Raw genomic sequence first — 19,035 nt, 5'->3', positions numbered from 1 at the left:
GCCCCGCGGTCGACAGGCGGCTCAGCCCTCCTCGAGCGAGGACCCCTGCTCGGCGAGGGCGTCCTCGAGGCGATCGATCTTCGCGTCGAGCTCGCCCGTGAAGCCGGGCCGGATGTCGGCCTTGAGCACGAGCGAGACGCGCGAGCCGTAGGGCTGGACCGCCTCGGTCGCACGCTTCACGACGTCGAAGACCTCGTCCCACTCCCCCTCGATCTCGGTGAACATCGAGGTGGTGCGCGACGGGAGCCCGCTCTCACGGACGACCCGCACGGCCGCCGCGACGGCGTCGTGCACGGAGCCGTCGGCACGGCCGGTGCCGCTCGGGGCGACGGAGAAGGCGACGAGCATGATTCCTCCCAGGGATCAGGCGAGGGCGTGGGCGCGACGCGCGGCGTGCACGTGCGGATGGATCTGGACGCGCACGAGCCGCGAGACCATCCACGCGAACAGCATGACGAGCAGCGCGTTGCGGATCGTGAGCAGGGTCGCGGGGAACGGCCACGCGAGCAGCAGGGAGTAGTACGCGAGGGGATACACCCCGAGGGTGAAGACGGCGATGACGAGGCCGAGCGTCGCGGGCCTCCACCAGCGATGCCGGTCGATGACGAGCCCAACCGTCAGGGGCGCGGCGATCCACGTCATGTACTGCGGCGAGCCGACCTTGTTGAAGACGATGAAGGCGAGCACGAGCCCCAGCGAGAGCGCCGGGAACAGCGCCGCGAAGCTCGCCCCGCGCCACGCCTTGTAGACGCCCATGGCGGCGACCGAACCGACCGCGATCACCAGCAGCGGCGTCATGATCGCGATGAGCGTGTCGACACCGGGCCCCGTCACCTGGAAGGTGAGGAGGTCCTGGTCGTAATAGATGAAGGAGCCCTGCACGCCCCCGACGGCCTGCCAGAGGTAGAACGAGCTGATCGGCGCCTCGAGCTGCAGGCCGCGGTCGGTCTGGTCGCCCACGAACCCGAAGAGGTTCGCCCCGCCGCCCGCCGCGAGCACGACGACCACGACACCGGCCGAGACGGCCAGAGCACCGCCGAGCACCGCGAGCCGCCGGCGCACAGCGATGACGGCAGCCGCGAGGATCGCGGCGGGCCACACCTTGATCCACACGGCGACGGCGAGAAGCGCCGAACCGAGCCACGGACGGCCGACGAGCCACAGCGACCCCGCGAGCGCGAGCGGCACGGTGATGCCGTCGAGGCGGTACATGCCGACGGGACCCAGCATCGCGATGAACGCGAGCCAGAACCACGCGCCGACCCACCGTCCGGTCGAGCGGCCGCGCCCGACGAGCATCGCGAACGCGAGGGCGTCGCACAGCGTGACGAGGATGGCCCACCCGACTTCGTAGCCCGCGATCCACTCGAAGGCGTGCGCGAGCAGCATCGGCACGAGAGCGAGCTGGGGGTAGACCCACGACTCGGTGATGCCGACGACACCGCGCCCCGCGAGCGCCTGCAGCGACCACGGCTCATAGACCCGGTAGACGTCGCCCATCGGCTCGTTCGGGAGGAGGAACCCGAGCACCGCGATTCCCACGTGCACGATGACGAACGCGATCCACAGCACCGCCCGCCTCGACACCCACCCATCCTAGGGTGACGCCCTCGGCGCCCCCGCGCCTTGCGCCCCGCGCCTTGCGCCCCGCGCCGTGCGCCTTGCACCCCGCACCCCGCGCCCCGCGCCGGAGGAGGATGCGGGACCGCGGCCTTGTCACGCGCGCGCCAGGACCTCCGCGACGGCGCGGGGAAGCGCGTCGGCGACGTCGAGCGCCGTGATGGGCCCACCGCCGTGCCCGGCAGCCGCGGCGGCGAGCCTCGCAGCGTGCCCGTGCAGCCACGCGCCGGAGGCGGCGAGCGGGCCGAGGGCCTCGGCATCCACCTCTCCGCCGGCCGCGGCACCCGCGACGAGTGCGCCGATGACGCCGCCCAGCACATCGCCGGTCCCGGCCGTCGCGAGCCAGGGCGTCCCGGCGTCGACCGTCGTCGACCAGCCGGACGGCGTCGCGACGATCGTCTCGCTGCCCTTCAGCAGCACGGCTCCGCCGAGGGTCGCAGCCGTCTCGGCGGACCCGGCCGCGCGGTCGTGAGCCTCCGGCAGGCCGAGGGCCTCTCGCAGCCGGGCGTGCTCGCGCGCGTGCGGCGTCACGAGGACGGGCGCCGTCGCCGCGACGACGAGATCGAGCGCACCCGCGTCGACCACGACCGGCACGTCGCCGGCCAGGATGCCGCGGAGGGCATGCGTCTCGTCGCCGCGCCTGGCCGAGGCATCCGTTCCCGACCCGATGAGCCACGCCTGCACGCGCCCGTCCTGCGTCACCGTCTCCGGGCGGCGCTGCAGCACGAGATCGCGGGCCGCTCCGACGTAGCGCACCATGCCGAGTCCCGTGCGCCACGCGGCCTCCACGCCGAGCACCGCCGCGCCCGGATACTCGGCCGACCCCGTCCGGATGCCGAGCACGCCCCGGGAATACTTGTCGTCGGCGGCCGTTGGCCTCCGAAGGACCCCGGCCACATCCGAGGCCGTCCACGATCCCACCATGGCCACACCCTATCCGCGCAGGAGCGCCCTATGACCTCCCTCCTCTTCTCGCCCCTCACGATCCGCGGACTCGAGGTCCGCAACCGGCTCTGGGTGGCGCCGATGTGCCAGTACAGCGCCGTCGAGGGGGTCCCGCAGGAGTGGCACCACACGCACCTCGCGCAGTTCGCGTCCGGCGGCGCCGGCATCGTCATGGCCGAGGCCACCGCCGTCTCCCCCGAGGGACGCATCTCGCCGGAGGACACGGGCATCTGGAACGACGAGCAGCGCGACGCGTGGGCGCCGATCGTGGCGGCCATCACGACCCGCGGCGCCGTGGCCGCGCTGCAGCTGGCGCACGCCGGACGCAAGGCGTCGACGTGGTCGCCCTTCTCGGGGCATCACGGCTCGGTGCCGGTCGACCAGGGCGGCTGGCCGACAGTCGGCCCGTCGGCGATCGCCTTCGAGGGCTACGCGGAGCCGGCCACCCTCGACCTGGCCGGCATCGACGAGGTCGTCGCGGACTTCGCCTCGGCTGCCCGCCGCGCTGTCGACGCGGGCTTCCAGCTGCTCGAGATCCACGCGGCGCACGGCTATCTCGTGCACCAGTTCCTCTCACCGCTGTCGAACCTCCGCACCGACGAGTACGGCGGCTCGCTCCACAACCGCGCGCGCCTGCTGCTGCGCATCATCGATGCGGTTCGGGATGCCGCTCCCGACCTGCCGCTCTTCGTGCGCTTCTCGGCGACCGACTGGGCCGAGGGCGGCTGGAACGTCGACGAGACCGCCGCCGTGGCGGGCTGGGCCGCGGAGCGGGGTGTGGACTTCTTCGACATCTCCAGCGGCGGCAACGTCGCCCACCAGCGCATCGTGCCGGGCCCCGGCTACCAGGTGCACCTCGCCGACCACGTGCGCCGGACGGCCGGCGTGCCGGTGAGCGCCGTGGGCCTGATCGACGACGGGCGTCAGGCGGAGGACATCCTGCAGCGCGGCGAGGCCGACGCCATCATGTCGGCGCGCGAGTGGCTGCGCGATCCGCACTTCGCCCTCCGCGCGGCGAGCGAGCTGGGCGCCGACATCGGCTACTGGCCGCCGCAGTACGTGCGCGCCCGCCCGCGCCGCTGAAACCGGCCACGGCGCCCGGAAGATCTCCGGGCGCCGTGCCGGACAGCGTCAGCGCCCGCGGCGGCGCGTCGCGTCCTGGATCTCGCCGATCAGCTCCTCGATGATGTCCTCGAGGAAGAGGACGGCGGTCGTGCGACCGGTCGTGTCGCGCACCTGCGCCAGGTGCCGGCCCGCTCGACGCATGAGCGCGAGGGCGTCCTCGAGGTCCGTCGTCTCGAGCACGGGCACCATGTGGTGGATGCGCTTGGCCGGCAGCGGTCGCACGACGTCGGTCTCGGCATCCGGTCCCTCCGCCGCCCGGAGGACGTCCTTGAGGTGCACGTACCCGAGCGGCGCGCCGGCGCCGTCGACGATCACGTAGCGCGAGTAGCCGTGCTTCGCGACGGCGCGCTCGATCTCGTCGGCGGTCGTCTTGTCGGGAAGCGTCACGAGGTCGGCGAGGGGCACCGCGATATCCATCGCCTTCTTGTCGGTGAACTCCACCGCGGCCGCCACCGTGCCGGTCGCATCGTCGAGCACGCCCTCGATCCGGGACTGGTTGACGATCGTCGCGACCTCGTCGAGGGTGAAGGTCGAGCTCGCCTCGTCCTTCGGCTCGACGCGGAACAGCCGCAGCACGCTGTTGGCGAGCCAGTTCAGCGACACGATCACCGGGTGGAACACCTTCGAGAACCACACCAGCGGCGTGGCGAGCATCAGCACGGCACGGTCCGGCACCGAGAACGCCATGTTCTTCGGCACCATCTCGCCGAACACGACGTGCAGGTACGAGACGACCACGAGGGCCACGACGAACGCGATGACGTCGACGGCAGCCTCACCGAGGCCCGTGAGCCCCAGCGGCACCGCGAGCAGATGGTGGATCGCCGGCTCGGAGACGTTCAGGATCAGCAGCGAGCAGATCGTGATGCCGAGCTGCGACGTCGCGAGCATGAGCGTCGCGTGCTCCATCGCGAAGAGCGCCGTCTTGGCCGACCGCGATCCCTTCTCGGCGAGCGGCTCGATCTGCGAGCGCCGCGCGGAGATGACGGCGAACTCGGCGCCGACGAAGAAGGCGTTCGCGACGAGCAGCACGAACAGCCAGGCCAGTCCCGCCCAATCGCTCATCGCTCGCCCCCTTCCTCGGTGGCCGGTTCAGGCAGGGGCGTCGGCGTGAAGCGGACACGGTCGACGCGGCGGCCGTCCATGCGCTGCACGAAGAGGGTGCCGTCCTCGACCTCGACGGCGTCGCCGACGACCGGGATGCGCTCGAGCTCGCTCATGAGGTAGCCGCCGACGGTGTCGTACACCTCGCCCTCGGGGACGCGGATGCCGGTGCGGTCGAGGAGCTCATCGGGTCGGAGCTCACCGGGGAAGACGACGCCGCCGTCGCCCCGCACGATTCCGGCACGCCGGCGGTCGTGCTCGTCGAGCACTTCCCCCACGATCTCCTCGACGAGATCCTCCAGCGTCACGACGCCCGCCGTGCCGCCGTACTCGTCGACGACGATCGCCATCTGGTAACCGCGGGCGCGCAGCTCCGACACGAGGGCGTCCAGGTGCACCGCCTCCGGCACGCGCAGCGGCTCGCTCGCGAGCGCGGCGACGGGCACGTCGCCGCGGCGCTCACGCGGCACGCCGACGGCCGCCTTCAGGTGCACGATGCCGACGATGTCGTCGAGCGAGTCGTCGTACACGGGGAAGCGGCTGTGGCCGGTGCGGCGGGCGAGCTGGATCGCCTCCTCCGCCGAGTCGCCGGCCTGGAGGGCGTGCAGGCTCGGTCGCGGGGTCATCACGTCGGCGGCCGTCAGGCGGGCGAACGTGAGGCTGCGGTCGAGGAGCGTCGCGGTGTCCTCCTCCAGCACGCCCGCGCTCGCGGAGCGGCGGACGAGGCTGGAGAGCTCCTCGGCCGTGCGAGCGCCCGACAGCTCCTCCTTGGGCTCGACGCCGATGGCGCGGAGCACGCCGTTGGCGCTGCCGTTGAGCACGACGATGGCGGGACGGAAGACCGTCGTGAAGCCCACCTGGAACGGCATGACGACCTTCGCCGTCTGCCGCGGAAGTGCCAGGGCGAAGTTCTTGGGCACGAGCTCGCCGAGGATCATCGACAGGACGGTGGCGACCGTGATGCCGATGAAGACCGACACCGGCCCCACGAGTCCGGACGGCAGTCCCCACGCCGCGAAGACCGGCGCGAGCAGGCTCGAGATCGCCGGCTCCATCGTGTAACCGGTGAGGAGCGTCGTCAGGGTGATGCCCAGCTGCGCGCTGGACAGGTGCGTCGAGGTGATCTTCAGCGCGCTGATCGTGAGCGACAGGCGGGATTCGCCGCGCTCGCGGCGTGCTTCGAGATCAGCACGATCCAGGTTGACGAGGGCGAACTCGCTGGCGACGAAGAGTCCGGTTCCCACGGTGAGCAGAAGCCCCACGCCCAGCATGACGTATTCCATCAGGCATCACCTCCAGACAGGGCGGAGGCGGGTCGGTGGGGCGATTGTCTGCAACTAGGAGGGTCGTCCATCGTGCGCTTCAGTCTACGGCAGGGCCGTCTCGCCAGATCTGACCGGGGATGGATGCCGGGGCGCGGCATCCATCCCCCGTTCCGGATCTCCTTGAGGCGTGTCAAGCCCCTCAGGCCGGTCCTCGCCCACCCGCATCATGGAAGTCAGGCACCTCTCCCTCGCCAGCGGACCGACACTCGGAGAGATGATGAGCGCAACCGACCAGAAGAACGCGACGGACGACCGGCGGAACGCCCGGGAGGGGGAGGCTCCGGATCCGGAGAACCCGGCGAAGCCCGACAGCATCAGGGACATCGACAAGCGCTCGTGGAAGTACGTCTTCCGCAACACCATCCGCGAGTTCTCCGACGACCAGTGCACCGACATCGCGGCCGCGCTCACCTACTACTCGGTGCTGTCGTTCTTCCCGGCGCTCATCGCGATCTTCTCCGTGCTGGGCGTGCTCGGGCAGGGGAAGGACGCGGCGGCCCAGATCCTGGGCATCGTCCAGAGCGTCGCGCCCGATGCGGCGAAGACGCTGGAGGGTCCGATCACCGACATCGCGGGATCGAACGCGGCGGGGTTCGCGCTCATCATCGGCATCGTCCTGGCGATCTGGGCCGCCTCCGGCTACGTCGGCGCCTTCAGCCGAGCCATGAACCGCATCTACGAGATCGAGGAGGGTCGCCCCTTCTGGAAGCTCAAGCCCGCCCAGCTGCTCGTGACCGTCATCGGCATCGCCCTCATCGTCATCGCGATGATCATCCTGGTCGTCTCCGGTCCCGTCGCGCAGGCGGTCGGGGATGCGATCGGCCTCGGCGATGTCGCGACCACCGTGTGGGAGATCGTCAAGTGGCCCGTGCTCGCGTTCATCGTCGTGCTGATGATCGCGATCCTCTACTACGCGACGCCCAACGCGAAGCAGCCCAAGTTCCGCTGGATCAGCATGGGGGCGCTCCTCGCGATCCTGGTGCTCACCGTGGCGACGGTGGCGTTCGGCATCTACGTGACGAACTTCTCGAACTACAACCGCACCTACGGGTCGCTCGCGGGCGTCGTCATCTTCCTGCTCTGGCTCTACATCGCCAACCTGGCGCTGCTCTTCGGCGCCGAGTTCGACGCGGAGCTCGAGCGCGGGCGTCAGCTGCAGGGCGGCATCGCCGCCGAGGAGAACATCCAGCTTCCCCTGCGCGACGACAAGAAGGTCAAGAAGACCGAGAAGAAGGAGCGGGAATCGATCGAGGAGGGTCGTCGCATCCGCGAGGAGCACGACGACGACCCGACGAACGACCCGGCGAACGACCCGGCGGGCGACGCCGAGCGGGGTCGCCGGTCTACCAGCTGACGGGCAGCGCCTTGCCCTCCTCGTACCCGGCGGCCGACTGCAGGCCCACGCGGGCACGCTCGTGGAACTCCGCGACCGTGGCGGCGCCGGCGTACGTGAACGACGACCGCACGCCCGACGTGATCATGTCGAGCAGGTCCTCGAGGCCGGGGCGCAGGGGGTCGAGGTAGATCTTCGACGACGAGATGCCCTCCGCGAACAGCTCCTTGCGGGCGAGCTCGTAGGGGTCGAGACGGCCGAACCGCTCGTGCACGGCCTTCGTCGACGCCATGCCCCACGACTCCTTGTACGCTCGCCCGGCGTCGTCGAGCTGCAGCTCGCCGGGCGACTCGATGGTGCCCGCGAACCACGAGCCGATCATGACGGATGCCGCGCCCGCCGCGAGCGCGAGCGCGACGTCGCGCGGGTAGCGCACTCCGCCGTCCGCCCAGACGTGCGCGCCCATGATGCGCGCCGCCTCGGCCGTCTCGAGGACGGCCGAGAACTGCGGCCGGCCGACGGCCGTCATCATGCGCGTCGTGCACATCGCGCCGGGTCCGACGCCGACCTTGAGGATGTCGGCTCCGGCCGCCACGAGATCGTGCACACCCTCCGCGCTCACGATGTTGCCGGCGGCGATCGGGATGCCGAGCCCGAGCTCTGACACCGTGCGGAGGGCGGCGAGCATGCCCTCCTGGTGGCCGTGCGCCGTGTCGACGACGAGCACGTCGACGCCGGCCGCCACGAGGGCCTTCGCCTTGGACCCGACGTCGCCGTTGATGCCCACGGCGGCGGCGACGATGAGCCGGCCGTCCGCGTCGACGGCGGGGCGGTAGATGTTGGAGCGCAGCGCGCTGCGGCGCGAGAGGGTGCCGACGAGGTACCCGTGGTGCAGGACGCATACGGTCTCGGCATCCGCTCCCACGATCAGGTCGAACGCGTGGCGGGGCGTCTCGACGTCGTCGGCGTCGATCGAGGCGACGCGCGCACGCGCGAGGTCGCCGAGCCGGGCGTCCGGGAGGGCGGTGCCGAGGCGCGTCGCGGGGACGACGCCGAGGATCTCATCGACGTGGAGTCCTTCTTCGGGGTGTGCGGGCGACCCCGCCACGACGATGCCGTGGCCCTCCGTCGGCGGCAGCAGGCGCGCCGCGTCGGCGACCGTCGCATCGGGCGGCAGCACGAGGGGCGTGTCCCAGACGACCGGCTGCGCCTTCACCCAGCGGATGGCGGCATCCAGCTCCTGGAGCGGCATGTCCTGCGGAAGGACGCCGAGTCCGCCACGGCGCGCCAGAGTGGCCGCGAGGCGGGCGCCCGTCACCGAGTTCATGTTCGCCGACACCAGGGGGATCGTCGCGGCCGTGCCGTCGCCCGGGGCGAGATCGACATCCAGCCGGCTCGTGACCGCAGATCTGCGCGGCACGAGGAAGACATCCGAATAGGTCAGGTCGACGTCGGGCTGCTCTCCGTAGAACTCCACGCTCATAAAGGGTAGTGATTCTTGCCTGTACGGATAATGATGACGATTCCTGCGCCGTCGACCTTCTGCGCCCCGGGAACGGCCGGGCAGACTGGGTTAGGCTTAACAGTCGTGCGTGTGGGCAGTACTCAGCCCCGCACGTTCAGCAATCTTCACCGATGAAAGCAGGCGATCTAGCGTGTCTAGCCAGGTGACGGGCGTCGGGGTTTCGAACGAAGGCGAGTTCGGAGCGAACGAATGGCTCGTCGACGAGCTGTACGAGCAATTCAAGATCGACAGGAACTCCGTCGACAAGGCGTGGTGGCCGATCCTCGAGGCCTACCACCCGGTCGACGAGTCGGCCCCCGCGGTCCCCGCCGCTCCGACGGCGCCGGCCACCGAGGCGGCACCGCCCTCGCCGCAGGCTCCCGCCGTGTCCGAGCCCCGGCCCGTCACGGCCCCGATCCCGGTCATCGGCGCCCAGCCGGTCGCTCGCACGACCGCGAAGCCGGCCGCGAGCCAGCCCATCCCCGCGCAGGCGCCGAGCGTCGTGCCCTCGACGGGCGAGGCATCCTCCGAAGAGGACCAGGTCACGGTCCTCCGCGGCATGACGAAGACCCTCGCGGCGAACATGGACGAGTCGCTGACCGTCCCGACCGCGACGAGCGTGCGCACCGTGCCCGCGAAGCTCATGATCGACAACCGGATCGTGATCAACAACCACATGGCCCGCACGCGCGGCGGCAAGGTGAGCTTCACGCACCTCATTGGGTGGGCGATCATCCGGGCGCTCAAGGAGTTCCCGAGCCAGAACGTGTTCTACGCCGAGATCGACGGCAAGCCGTCGGTCGTAGCCCCCGCGCACGTCAACCTCGGCATCGCGATCGACCTGCCCAAGCCCGACGGCACGCGGTCGCTGCTCGTCCCGAGCATCAAGCGCGCCGACACGCTCACCTTCGGCGAGTACCTCGCCTCGTATGAGGACCTCATCAGCCGCGCGCGCAACAACAAGCTCACGGCTGCCGACTTCCAGGGCACGACGATCTCGCTCACCAACCCGGGCGGCATCGGCACGGTGCACTCGGTCCCCCGCCTGATGAAGGGGCAGGGATGCATCGTGGGCGCGGGCGCCCTCGAGTACCCGGCCGAGTTCCAGGGCGCGAGCGACAAGACGCTCGTCGAGCTCGGCATCGGCAAGACCATCACGCTCACGAGCACGTACGACCACCGCGTCATCCAGGGCGCCGGGTCGGGCGAGTTCCTCAAGAAGGTGCACGAGCTGCTGATCGGGCAGCGCAACTTCTACGAGGACATCTTCGCGGCGCTGCGCATCCCGTACGCCCCCATCCACTGGGCGAGCGACATCAGCGTCGACATCGCCGAGCGCGTCGACAAGACGGCCCGCGTGCAGGAGCTCATCAACTCCTTCCGCGTGCGCGGCCACCTCATGGCCGACATCGACCCGCTCGAGTACGTGCAGCGCACGCACCCCGACCTCGAGATCGAGAACCACGGCCTCACCTTCTGGGACCTCGACCGCGAGTTCGTCACGGGCGGCTTCGGCGGCAAGCGCCTCATGAAGCTCCGCGACATCCTGGGCGTCCTGCGCGACTCGTACTGCCGCACGATCGGCATCGAGTACATGCACATCCAGGACCCGGGCCAGCGCGCCTGGTTCCAGGAGCACGTCGAGGTCAAGTACCAGAAGCCCGGCCACGACGAGCAGCTCCGCATCCTGTCGAAGCTCAACCAGGCCGAGGCCTTCGAGACGTTCCTGCAGACGAAGTACGTCGGCCAGAAGCGCTTCAGCCTCGAGGGCGGCGAGTCGCTCATCCCCCTCCTCGACGAGATCCTGCAGGGCGCCGCCCAGGTGGGCCTCGACGGCGCCGCGATCGGCATGGCGCACCGCGGCCGCCTCAACGTGCTGACGAACATCGCCGGCAAGACGTACGGCCAGGTGTTCCGCGAGTTCGAGGGCGCCGTCGCCGTCGGCAGCAAGAGCGGCTCGGGCGACGTCAAGTACCACCTCGGCACCGAGGGCACCTTCGTCGCCGACCGCGGCGAGGAGCTCCCCGTGCTGCTCGCGGCCAACCCGTCGCACCTCGAGACCGTCGACGGCGTGCTCGAGGGCATCGCCCGCGCCAAGCAGGACCGCAAGCCCATCGGCACGTTCTCGTGGCTGCCGATCCTGGTGCACGGCGATGCCGCGTTCGCGGGCCAGGGCGTCGTCGTCGAGACGCTGCAGATGTCGCAGCTGCGCGGCTACCGCACGGGCGGCACCATCCACGTCGTCGTGAACAACCAGGTGGGCTTCACCACCGTCCCCGCCGACGCTCGCACCTCGATCTACGCGACCGACGTCGCCAAGACGATCCAGGCGCCGATCTTCCACGTGAACGGCGACGACCCCGAGGCCGTCGTCCGCGTCGCGCAGCTCGCCTTCGCGTACCGCGAGGAGTTCCACCGCGATGTCGTGATCGACCTCGTCTGCTACCGCCGACGCGGGCACAACGAGGGCGACGACCCGTCGATGACACAGCCCCTCATGACGAACCTCATCGAGGCGAAGCGCTCCGTGCGGCGCCTGTACACGGAGTCGCTCGTCGGCCGCGGCGACATCACCGAGGAGGAGTACGAGAAGGCGAAGCTCGACTTCCAGAACGGGCTCGAGATCGCCTTCGCGGAGACGCACGCCGCCCAGACCGGCACCAACCCGGTCGTCGCGGCGACCGCGGCGCCCATCGACACCGCCTCGGGGACCCCGGAGACCACGGGCGTGCCTGCGGAGATCGTGCGGCTCATCGGCGACGCGTTCGTCAACAAGCCCGACGGCTTCACGGTCCACCCCAAGCTGCAGCAGCTGCTCGACAAGCGCCTCGACATGAGCCGCAACGGCGGCATCGACTGGGGCTTCGGCGAGCTGCTCGCCTTCGGCTCGCTGCTGATCGAGGGCACCAACGTGCGCCTCGCCGGACAGGACGCGCGCCGCGGCACGTTCGTCCAGCGCCACGCGGTGCTGCACGACCGGGCGAACGGCCAGGAGTGGATCCCGCTCACCAACCTCTCCGACAGCCAGGCGCGCTTCTGGGTGTACGACTCGCTGCTGAGCGAGTACGCCGCGATGGGCTTCGAGTACGGCTACTCCGTCGAGCGCCCCGACTCGCTCGTGCTCTGGGAGGCGCAGTTCGGCGACTTCGCCAACGGCGCGCAGTCCGTCATCGACGAGTACATCTCGGCCGCCGACCAGAAGTGGGGTCAGCAGTCGAGTGTCGTGCTGCTGCTCCCCCACGGCTACGAGGGCCAGGGACCCGACCACTCGTCGGCGCGCATCGAGCGGTACCTGCAGATGTGCGCACAGGACAACATGACGGTGGCGCGTCCGTCGACGCCCGCGTCGTACTTCCACCTGCTGCGCCGGCAGGCGTACGCGCGCCCGCGCCGCCCGCTCATCGTGTTCACGCCGAAGGCGATGCTCCGCCTCCGCGGCGCGACGAGCCCCGTCGAGGACTTCGTCGACGGCACCTTCCAGCCGGTCCTCGACGACAGCCGGGCGATCGACAAGGGCGCCGTCAAGCGGGTGCTGCTGCACGCCGGCAAGATCCACTGGGACCTCCGCGCCGAGCTCGAGAAGAAGCCGAACCCCGAGATCGCCCTCGTGCGTCTCGAGCAGTTCTACCCGGCTCCCGTCGCCGAGCTCAACGCCGTCATCGACAGCTACCCGAACGCCGAGCTCGTCTGGGTGCAGGACGAGCCCGAGAACCAGGGCGCCTGGCCGTTCATCGCGCTCGAGGTCGTCAAGCACCTGCACGGCCGCACGATCCGCCGCGTGTCGCGCTCGGCGGCCGCGTCGCCCGCGACCGGTTCGCCCAAGGTGCACGCGGTCGAGCACGCTCAGATCATGCAGAAGGCGCTGACGCTCTGACGTCCGCCTGCCCGTCCTGATCGACGTGGGGCCGCAGCCGGTTCGCCGGCTGCGGCCCTCCTCGTTCCGGCTCCGCCCCCCGGCGGACCGCTCGCCGCGCACGGGCACGCCGTACGGCGGTGACGAGGACGGCGGCGACGGCGAGGAGGGCGGCGGGAAGCAGCGAGCCGAGCGCGAGCACCAGCATCCCCCCGCACAGGACCGCCGCGATGACGGCGAGCCACCAGCCGAGCGACCAGCGCTCCAGCAGCCGCACGGCGGCCACCATGCCGAGCGCGTAGATCGACACCATGCTGCTCGTGTGCACGAGGATGAACGGCGTCAGCTCAAGGCCCGACCACACCATGAGCGCGAAGTAGACGGTCACGACGCCCGCGGTCAGGGCGAGCGCGCGGCGAGGCACGGCGCCGGATTCGAGACCCTTCGAGAACCAGCGCGGGAGGTCGCCATTGGAGGCGAGGGATGCCCCGAGCTTGGCGAACGCCGCGAGATACGCGTTCATGACCCCCAGCGCGACGATCGCCGCGATGACGCCGACCGCGATCGTGCCGACGCCCGGCGAGCCGAGCCGCGCGAGATCGAGGAGCGGGACCTGCCCCTCACCTGCGGCGCCGCCCAGGGCGCCGACCGTGATGACCTGCAGCACGAGGTAGCACGCGCCCGTGACGACGAGCGCGATGCCGGTGGCGATCGGGATCGCGCGGCGCGGATCGCGGAACTCGCCGGAGATGTGGGTTCCGACCTCCCACCCCGCGAAGGCCCACACGAAGAGGCTGATCGCGGTGCCGACGCCCGCCCAGCCGTGGGGCAGGAAGGGCTGGAAGTTCTGCGGCTCGACCGCCGGTGCCGCGAGCGCCACGACGGTCACGACGACGGCGAGGAGGAGCGCCGTCAGGACGAACTGCACCCAGCCCGCCACCCGCACGCCGAAGGCATTGGCGACGAACGGCGGCGCGAAGATCGCCGCCGCGATGACGGGGACCATCGCGCGGTCGATGCCGGCGATCGCTGCGACGTACTCGGCCCCCAGCACGCCCACGACGGGAGCACCCGCGCACACGCCGAACAGGAACCAGTACCCCGCCGCCCGCGCGGCCGTGCCGCCCAGGGCGCGGCGCACGTAGCTCGCGACGCCGCCCGGGTCGGGGTACCGCGAGGCGAGCACCGCGAACGTGCCGGCGAGGGGGACCGAGAGCAGCAGCACGGCGAGCACCGAGACGATGCTGGCAGGACCCGCGACGTCGGCGGCGAGTCCGGGCAGCACGAGGAGACCCGTGCCGAGGACGGATGCGATGTAGAGCGCCGTGCCCTGCACGACGCCGAGATGACCGTGAGACGGTGGAGCGAGGGTGGATCCCACCGGATCAGTCTGGCGCCGACCTCCGACATCACGCGCCTGGCGGGCAGACGCCGGAAGGCGGATTACTGCCAAAGGTGCGCGCGTCAGAGGGCGTCGACCCCGGCGCGCGCGAAGGCGTCGGCCGCGGCATCCATCGACTCCCGGCGGTCGGCCTCGACGAGGCCGAGCCTCGTGCGACGGTCGAGCAGATCGTCGATCGTGAGGGCCCCTTCGACCGAGACGCCCCACTCCAGCTCCTGCGCCGTCACCCCGCGCGCCGCGGCGAGTCCGTCGGGCAGGCCCGCCGCATAGGGGGCCTCGGCGCCGAACCGGCGCACGAGCCTCGGCGCTGCGGCGATCTCGCCGAGCCGCGCCCGCGGCCATGCGCCGACCAGGGGGATCCCGCGTGTCACCGACGGCCGCGCGGTCGCGAGGATCCGACGGCGCACGGCGTCGTCGATGCCGTCCTCGGCCATGCGGCGGTAGGTCGTGAGCTTGCCGCCCACGACGCTCAGCACGCCGTCGGCCGACTCGAGGATCGCGTGGCGGCGGGAGAGGTCGCTCGTCTCGTCGTCGTCGTGGGCCGACGTGAGGAGCGGGCGCAGGCCCGCATAGGTGCCGACGACGTCCGACCGGGTGAGCGGCACATCGAGCGCCGTGCCCACGACGGCGAGCAGCATCCCGATCTCGTCCTCGGTCGCCTCGGGCACGTCGGGGATCGGTCCGTCGGCCGGCACGTCGGTCAGCCCGATGTACGTGCGGCCGTGCTGCGCGGGCAGCGTGAAGACGAACCGGCTGCGCGACCCGGGCACGAGCACCGTGAGCGACACGTCCGAGCCGCCGAGCCGCTCCGTCTCGACGACGAGGTGCGTGCCGCGGCTCGGCCGCAGGCGCACGCTCGGGTCGAGCGAACCCGCCCACACCCCCGTCGCGTTGACGACGGCGCGCGCCCGCACGTCGAGCACCTCGCCCGTGAGCGTGTCGCGCAGCAGGGCGCCATCTCCCGTGGCGGCGACCGCCTCGACGCGCGTGAAAATGGAGGCCCCGTAGCCCGCCGCCGTCCGGGCGACGGCCACGACGAGACGCGCATCGTCGATGAGCTGCCCGTCCCATCCGCGCAGCGCTCCGCGCAGGGCGTCGGTGCGCACGGCGGGCGCGAGACGCAGCGTCTCGGCGACGCCGATCGGACCCGGCGAGCGCAGCACGGCGTCGGGCGTGCCGACGAACCGGCGGAGCACGTCGCCCATGCCGTAGCCGGCGCCGAGGAGCGCCCCCTGGGTCATGTGGCCAGGAGCGAAGAGGGGCAGCACCTGCGCGAGCGGACGCGTGAGGTGCGGCGCGAGCCGCGTCATGAGCAGATGCCGCTCGGCGGCGCTCTCGTGCGCGATGCCGAGCTGGCCCGACGCCAGGTAGCGCAGGCCGCCGTGGACGAGCTTGGAGCTCCAGCGGCTCGTGCCCGAGGCGAGGTCGTGGCGCTCGACGAGGACGGTCCGCAGGCCCCTGCTCGCGGCGTCGAGCGCGAGCCCGGCGCCCGTGATGCCGCCGCCGATCACGAGCACGTCGACGTCGGGCGCGTCGCCCAGGCGCGTCAGCTCGGCGCTCCGGCGTGCGGCGTTGAGCGCTGTCGGGAAGGGAGTGCGTCCGACGATCCGGGTCACGACGCTCCTCCGAGGTAGCCCGCAAGCGCGGCACGCAGCTCGGTGGTCCAGCTCTCCGCCGGCAGCCACTCCGCGACGAGCGGCCCGGACTGCACGGCCGACTGCACGACGAGCAGCACCATCGCCGCGAGCTGTGCGGGGTCGCCCGCCCGCACGAAGCCCTGCGACTGTCCACGCGCGAGGCGTGCCGCGAGGTCCGCGTGGATGGCGCGCTGGCTCGACCCGAGACGCGTGAAGACGTAGCGGCCGAACAGCTCGGGGTCGGTGTCGCGGAGGCGGCCGAGGAGCGGCATCCGCCTGATCCGGTCCGCCGTCTCGACGAGGAGCGCGACGAGCTCGTCGAGGCTCGGCGGCTCCGGGGTGCGCGGCGGAAGCGCCCGGACGAGCTCGCGCGTCACGAGCGCCGCGAAGACGGCCTGCGCGTCGGGCCAGTAGCGGTACAGCGTCTGTCGCGAGACGCCGGCACGGCGGGCGAGATCGGATGCCGTCGTGCGGCGGATGCCGTGGGCGAGAAGCTCGGCGAGCGCGGCGTCGAGGATCGCCTCCTCGGTCTCGGGGCTGCGGGCGGGCGATGCCCGTCCAGCGGCGGTGGGCCGCGTCGAACCCGGTGCCGCGATCCTCGGCGTCGATGCCATGTGACAACCATACAGAATGTGTCATACTGTCGCGCATGTCATCGTCGACCGCGCCCCTCGCGGTGCCCTCCCCAGCCGGCCGCTCCGACTGGGACGCGTGGGGCGACGAGCCGGCGCACCTGCCGCCCGGCGCGCGCGCGATCGTCGCGGCCCTGCTTCCGGGTAAGGCCCACCCCGTCCCGCGGCGCGCTCGCCCGACGCTCACCGCCTCGCGCCTCCGCGACGCCGAGCTCGAGGCCCTCGCCGCCGTGGTCGGCGCCGCGAACGCGACGCGCGACGACGCCGTGCGCGCGCTGCACCTCGGCGGCAAGAGCACGCCCGACCTCCTCGCACGCCGGCTCGATGATCCCCAGGCCGCGCCCGACGCCGTCGTCTCGCCCGCGACCCACGCGGAGGTCGCAGACGTGCTCGCTGTCTGCGTCGCGCGGAGCATCGCGGTCGTCCCGTTCGGCGGCGGGACGAGCGTCGTCGGAGGCGTCGACCCCGTCACGGGCGCCCACCGCACCGTCGTGGCCCTCGACCTCGCCCGCACGGCGGCCCTCCTCGACCTCGACAAGACGTCGCTCCTCGCCACGTTCGGCGCCGGCACGACCGGCCCGCAGGCCGAGGAGCTGCTCGCGGAGCGCGGCTTCACGCTCGGCCACTTCCCGCAGAGCTTCCGGTACGCCTCGATCGGCGGCTTCGCCGCGACCCGCTCGAGCGGCCAGGCCTCGCGCGGCTATGGCCGCTTCGACGACCTCGTGCACGCGCTGCGCATCGCGACGCCCTCGGGCGAGCTCCGGCTGGGCCGGGCGCCCGCGAGCGCGGCCGGCCCCGACCTGCGTCAGCTCTTCCTGGGCTCCGAGGGCGCGTTCGGCGTGCTCACCGAGATCACGGTGCGCATCAGGCCCCTGCCGGCGGCCACGGCGTACGGGGCGTGGACCTTCCCCGACTTCGCCTCCGGGGCCGATGCCTTCCGCGAGGCGACGCAGCGCGGCATCCGCCCCACCGTCCTCCGCCTGAGCGACGAGTCCGAGACCCGCGTCAATGCGACGCTCGGCGGACACCTCACGCGCCTGCGCGGCGCCCTCGCCGTCGCGACGTGCGAAGGGGCGACGCAGGCCGAGGCCCAGGCGACCCTCGCGGCCCTCGACGGCGTGCTCCGTGCGCACGGCGGCAAGCCGCGCGGCGAAGACCCCGCGCGGTCGTGGGAGCGCGGCCGCTTCGCCTCCCCCGCCCTCCGCGACACGCTGCTCGACATCGGCGTGCTCGCCGAGACGCTCGAGACGGCGACGACCTGGGCGCGGCTGCCCGCGCTCAAGCGGGCCGTCACCGACGCGCTCGTCTCGACCCTCTCGGCCGAGGGCGCCAAGCCCATCGTCATGTGCCACATCTCGCACGTCTACCCGGCGGGCGCGTCGCTCTACTTCACGGTGGTCGCCGCGCTCACGGCCGATCCCGGCACGCAGTGGAAGAGGGGGAAGGATGCCGCATCCCGCGCCATCGGCGAGGCGGGGGGCACGATCACACATCACCATGCCGTCGGCCGCGACCACCTGCCCTACCTCGAGGACGAGATCGGCCCGCTCGGCATGGCGGTGCTCGGCGCCGTCAAGGCGACGCTCGATCCGACGGGCATTATGAACCCCGGTGTGCTGGTGCCGGCGGCGGCCGGCGCCTCGTGAACGTCACGCTCCTGGCCAATCCGGCCGCGAGGTCCGGCGCGCACACCGGCGCCGCGAGGCGTGCCGCCGAGCGGCTGCGCGAGCACGGGGTGCAGACGACGATCGTGAGCGGCGGCAGCGCCGCGGAGTCGAGCAGGCTGCTGCGCACCGCGCTCGACCTCGGCACGGAGGCCGTCGTGGTCGCCGGCGGCGACGGCACCGTGAGCCTCGCGGTGCAGGAGCTCGCGGGCACCGGCGTGCCGCTCGGCATCGTGCCGTCCGGCACGGGCAACGACTTCGCGGGGGCGCTGGGCCTGCGCGAGCTCGCCGTCGACGACGCCGCCGACCTCGTCGCCGCGGGCGTCACGCGGGCGATCGATCTCGCGTGCGTCACGCGCGGCGACAGCTCGACGCAGCACTTCGCCTCCGTGCTCGCGAGCGGCTTCGACTCGCGCGTCAACGACCGGGCGAACGCGATGACGTGGCCGCGCGGCGGATCGCGGTACACCCTCGCGATCCTCATCGAGTTCCTGACCCTCCGCGGCCTTCCGTTCCAGGTCGAACTGACGCTCGCCGACGGCTCGGTCGAACGGGTCGACGGAGACCTCGTCATGGCGACGGTCGGCAACACGAGCATGTACGGGGGCGGCATCCCGATCTGTCCCGATGCCGACCCGTCCGACGGTCTCCTCGACGTGACGCTCATCCGCCCCGCCGGACGCCTCTCCCTGCTGCGCCTCATGCTGCGCGCCTACAAGGGCACCCACACGACGGCGGCCGAGGTCACGACGCGTCGGGTCACGGCGGTGCGCCTGAACTCCCCCGGGGTCACCGCCTACGCCGACGGCGATCCGATCGGCGCGCTGCCGCTCGCGATCGAGGCGGTCCCGCAGGCTCTCACGGTCTTCGCACCGGCGCCCTGACCCCGGC

The 19,035-nt window shown here is 72.0% G+C and carries 14 protein-coding genes; 5 read left to right on the top strand and 9 right to left on the bottom strand.

The features are described from left to right. Positions 1–21: 21 nt before the first annotated feature. The 3 genes from AAIB33_RS02330 to AAIB33_RS02320 form a co-directional block, all read right to left on the bottom strand. Entirely contained in the window at positions 22–348 is a 327-nt protein-coding gene (locus AAIB33_RS02330) for a thiamine-binding protein (protein ID WP_345801966.1), read from the bottom strand. 15 nt (positions 349–363) lie between these two features. After that, entirely contained in the window at positions 364–1,587 is a 1,224-nt protein-coding gene (locus AAIB33_RS02325) for a hypothetical protein (protein ID WP_345801965.1), read from the bottom strand. A 129-nt stretch (positions 1,588–1,716) separates the two neighbouring features. Next, the gene (locus tag AAIB33_RS02320; protein ID WP_345801964.1) at positions 1,717–2,544 is read right to left on the bottom strand and encodes an ADP/ATP-dependent (S)-NAD(P)H-hydrate dehydratase; all 828 of its coding nucleotides are present in this window, start codon (positions 2,542–2,544) and stop codon (positions 1,717–1,719) included. A gap of 30 nt (positions 2,545–2,574) precedes the next feature. Here AAIB33_RS02320 and AAIB33_RS02315 point away from each other — a divergent pair, with 30 nt between their 5' ends. Then, positions 2,575–3,648: an NADH:flavin oxidoreductase/NADH oxidase gene (locus tag AAIB33_RS02315; protein WP_345801963.1), complete on the top strand. Its 1,074-nt coding sequence runs from the start codon at positions 2,575–2,577 to the stop codon at positions 3,646–3,648. A 48-nt stretch (positions 3,649–3,696) separates the two neighbouring features. On the opposite strand, the gene AAIB33_RS02310 is transcribed toward AAIB33_RS02315, so the two are convergent. Both AAIB33_RS02310 and AAIB33_RS02305 read right to left on the bottom strand, forming a co-directional pair. Beyond that, positions 3,697–4,755 carry a hemolysin family protein gene (locus AAIB33_RS02310; RefSeq protein ID WP_345801962.1) on the bottom strand — a complete coding sequence of 353 codons (1,059 nt, stop codon included), beginning with the start codon at positions 4,753–4,755 and terminating at the stop codon, positions 3,697–3,699. Continuing rightward, the gene (locus tag AAIB33_RS02305; RefSeq protein ID WP_345801961.1) at positions 4,752–6,077 is read right to left on the bottom strand and encodes a hemolysin family protein; all 1,326 of its coding nucleotides are present in this window, start codon (positions 6,075–6,077) and stop codon (positions 4,752–4,754) included. The genes AAIB33_RS02310 and AAIB33_RS02305 overlap by 4 nt, the downstream gene beginning before the upstream one ends. 259 nt (positions 6,078–6,336) lie before the next feature. On the opposite strand from AAIB33_RS02305, the gene AAIB33_RS02300 reads away from it, so the two are divergent. Further along, positions 6,337–7,473, top strand: a complete 1,137-nt coding sequence (locus AAIB33_RS02300; protein ID WP_345801960.1) for a YihY/virulence factor BrkB family protein — start codon at positions 6,337–6,339, stop codon at positions 7,471–7,473. Here the strand turns inward: AAIB33_RS02300 and AAIB33_RS02295 are convergent. Further along, complete coding sequence (locus AAIB33_RS02295) at positions 7,463–8,929, bottom strand: GuaB1 family IMP dehydrogenase-related protein (RefSeq protein WP_345801959.1); 1,467 nt, start codon at positions 8,927–8,929, stop codon at positions 7,463–7,465. The two genes, AAIB33_RS02300 and AAIB33_RS02295, sit on opposite strands and share 11 nt — an antisense overlap. Positions 8,930–9,107: 178 nt before the next feature. On the opposite strand from AAIB33_RS02295, the gene AAIB33_RS02290 reads away from it, so the two are divergent. Beyond that, entirely contained in the window at positions 9,108–12,830 is a 3,723-nt protein-coding gene (locus AAIB33_RS02290) for a multifunctional oxoglutarate decarboxylase/oxoglutarate dehydrogenase thiamine pyrophosphate-binding subunit/dihydrolipoyllysine-residue succinyltransferase subunit (protein WP_345801958.1), read from the top strand. Here the strand turns inward: AAIB33_RS02290 and AAIB33_RS02285 are convergent. The 3 genes from AAIB33_RS02285 to AAIB33_RS02275 form a co-directional block, all read right to left on the bottom strand. Further along, on the bottom strand, positions 12,805–14,190 hold the full coding sequence (locus AAIB33_RS02285) for an amino acid permease (RefSeq protein WP_345801957.1): 1,386 nt from the start codon (positions 14,188–14,190) through the stop codon (positions 12,805–12,807). The genes AAIB33_RS02290 and AAIB33_RS02285 overlap by 26 nt on opposite strands. An 83-nt stretch (positions 14,191–14,273) precedes the next feature. After that, entirely contained in the window at positions 14,274–15,827 is a 1,554-nt protein-coding gene (locus tag AAIB33_RS02280) for a glycerol-3-phosphate dehydrogenase/oxidase (RefSeq protein WP_345801956.1), read from the bottom strand. Continuing rightward, positions 15,824–16,462 carry a TetR/AcrR family transcriptional regulator gene (locus tag AAIB33_RS02275; RefSeq protein ID WP_345801955.1) on the bottom strand — a complete coding sequence of 213 codons (639 nt, stop codon included), beginning with the start codon at positions 16,460–16,462 and terminating at the stop codon, positions 15,824–15,826. Before AAIB33_RS02275 ends, AAIB33_RS02280 begins: the two co-directional genes overlap by 4 nt. A gap of 35 nt (positions 16,463–16,497) precedes the next feature. Between AAIB33_RS02275 and AAIB33_RS02270 the strand changes: the two genes are divergently transcribed. Together AAIB33_RS02270 and AAIB33_RS02265 are read left to right on the top strand one after the other, a co-directional pair. Then, positions 16,498–18,126 carry an FAD-binding oxidoreductase gene (locus tag AAIB33_RS02270; RefSeq protein ID WP_345801954.1) on the top strand — a complete coding sequence of 543 codons (1,629 nt, stop codon included), beginning with the start codon at positions 16,498–16,500 and terminating at the stop codon, positions 18,124–18,126. Continuing rightward, positions 18,123–19,028: a diacylglycerol kinase gene (locus AAIB33_RS02265; RefSeq protein ID WP_345801953.1), complete on the top strand. Its 906-nt coding sequence runs from the start codon at positions 18,123–18,125 to the stop codon at positions 19,026–19,028. Before AAIB33_RS02270 ends, AAIB33_RS02265 begins: the two co-directional genes overlap by 4 nt. Positions 19,029–19,035: the final 7 nt, after the last annotated feature.

The sequence above is a fragment of the Microbacterium sp. AZCO genome (genome assembly GCF_039614715.1).
Taxonomy (GTDB): Bacteria; Actinomycetota; Actinomycetes; order Actinomycetales; family Microbacteriaceae; genus Microbacterium.
The sequence above is the reverse complement of the archived record's forward strand: the minus strand, read 5'-3'. Positions and strand labels throughout refer to the sequence as shown.

Excerpts from the sequence above, each read along its gene's own strand:
- AAIB33_RS02315 (WP_345801963.1), top strand. The coding sequence starts at position 2,575 with ATGACCTCCCTCCTCTTCTCGCCCCTCACGATCCGCGGACTCGAGGTC.
- AAIB33_RS02275 (WP_345801955.1), bottom strand. The coding sequence starts at position 16,462 with ATGGCATCGACGCCGAGGATCGCGGCACCGGGTTCGACGCGGCCCACC.
- AAIB33_RS02320 (WP_345801964.1), bottom strand. The coding sequence starts at position 2,544 with ATGGTGGGATCGTGGACGGCCTCGGATGTGGCCGGGGTCCTTCGGAGG.
- AAIB33_RS02300 (WP_345801960.1), top strand. The coding sequence starts at position 6,337 with ATGAGCGCAACCGACCAGAAGAACGCGACGGACGACCGGCGGAACGCC.
- AAIB33_RS02310 (WP_345801962.1), bottom strand. The coding sequence starts at position 4,755 with ATGAGCGATTGGGCGGGACTGGCCTGGCTGTTCGTGCTGCTCGTCGCG.
- AAIB33_RS02270 (WP_345801954.1), top strand. The coding sequence starts at position 16,498 with ATGTCATCGTCGACCGCGCCCCTCGCGGTGCCCTCCCCAGCCGGCCGC.
- AAIB33_RS02305 (WP_345801961.1), bottom strand. The coding sequence starts at position 6,077 with ATGGAATACGTCATGCTGGGCGTGGGGCTTCTGCTCACCGTGGGAACC.
- AAIB33_RS02330 (WP_345801966.1), bottom strand. The coding sequence starts at position 348 with ATGCTCGTCGCCTTCTCCGTCGCCCCGAGCGGCACCGGCCGTGCCGAC.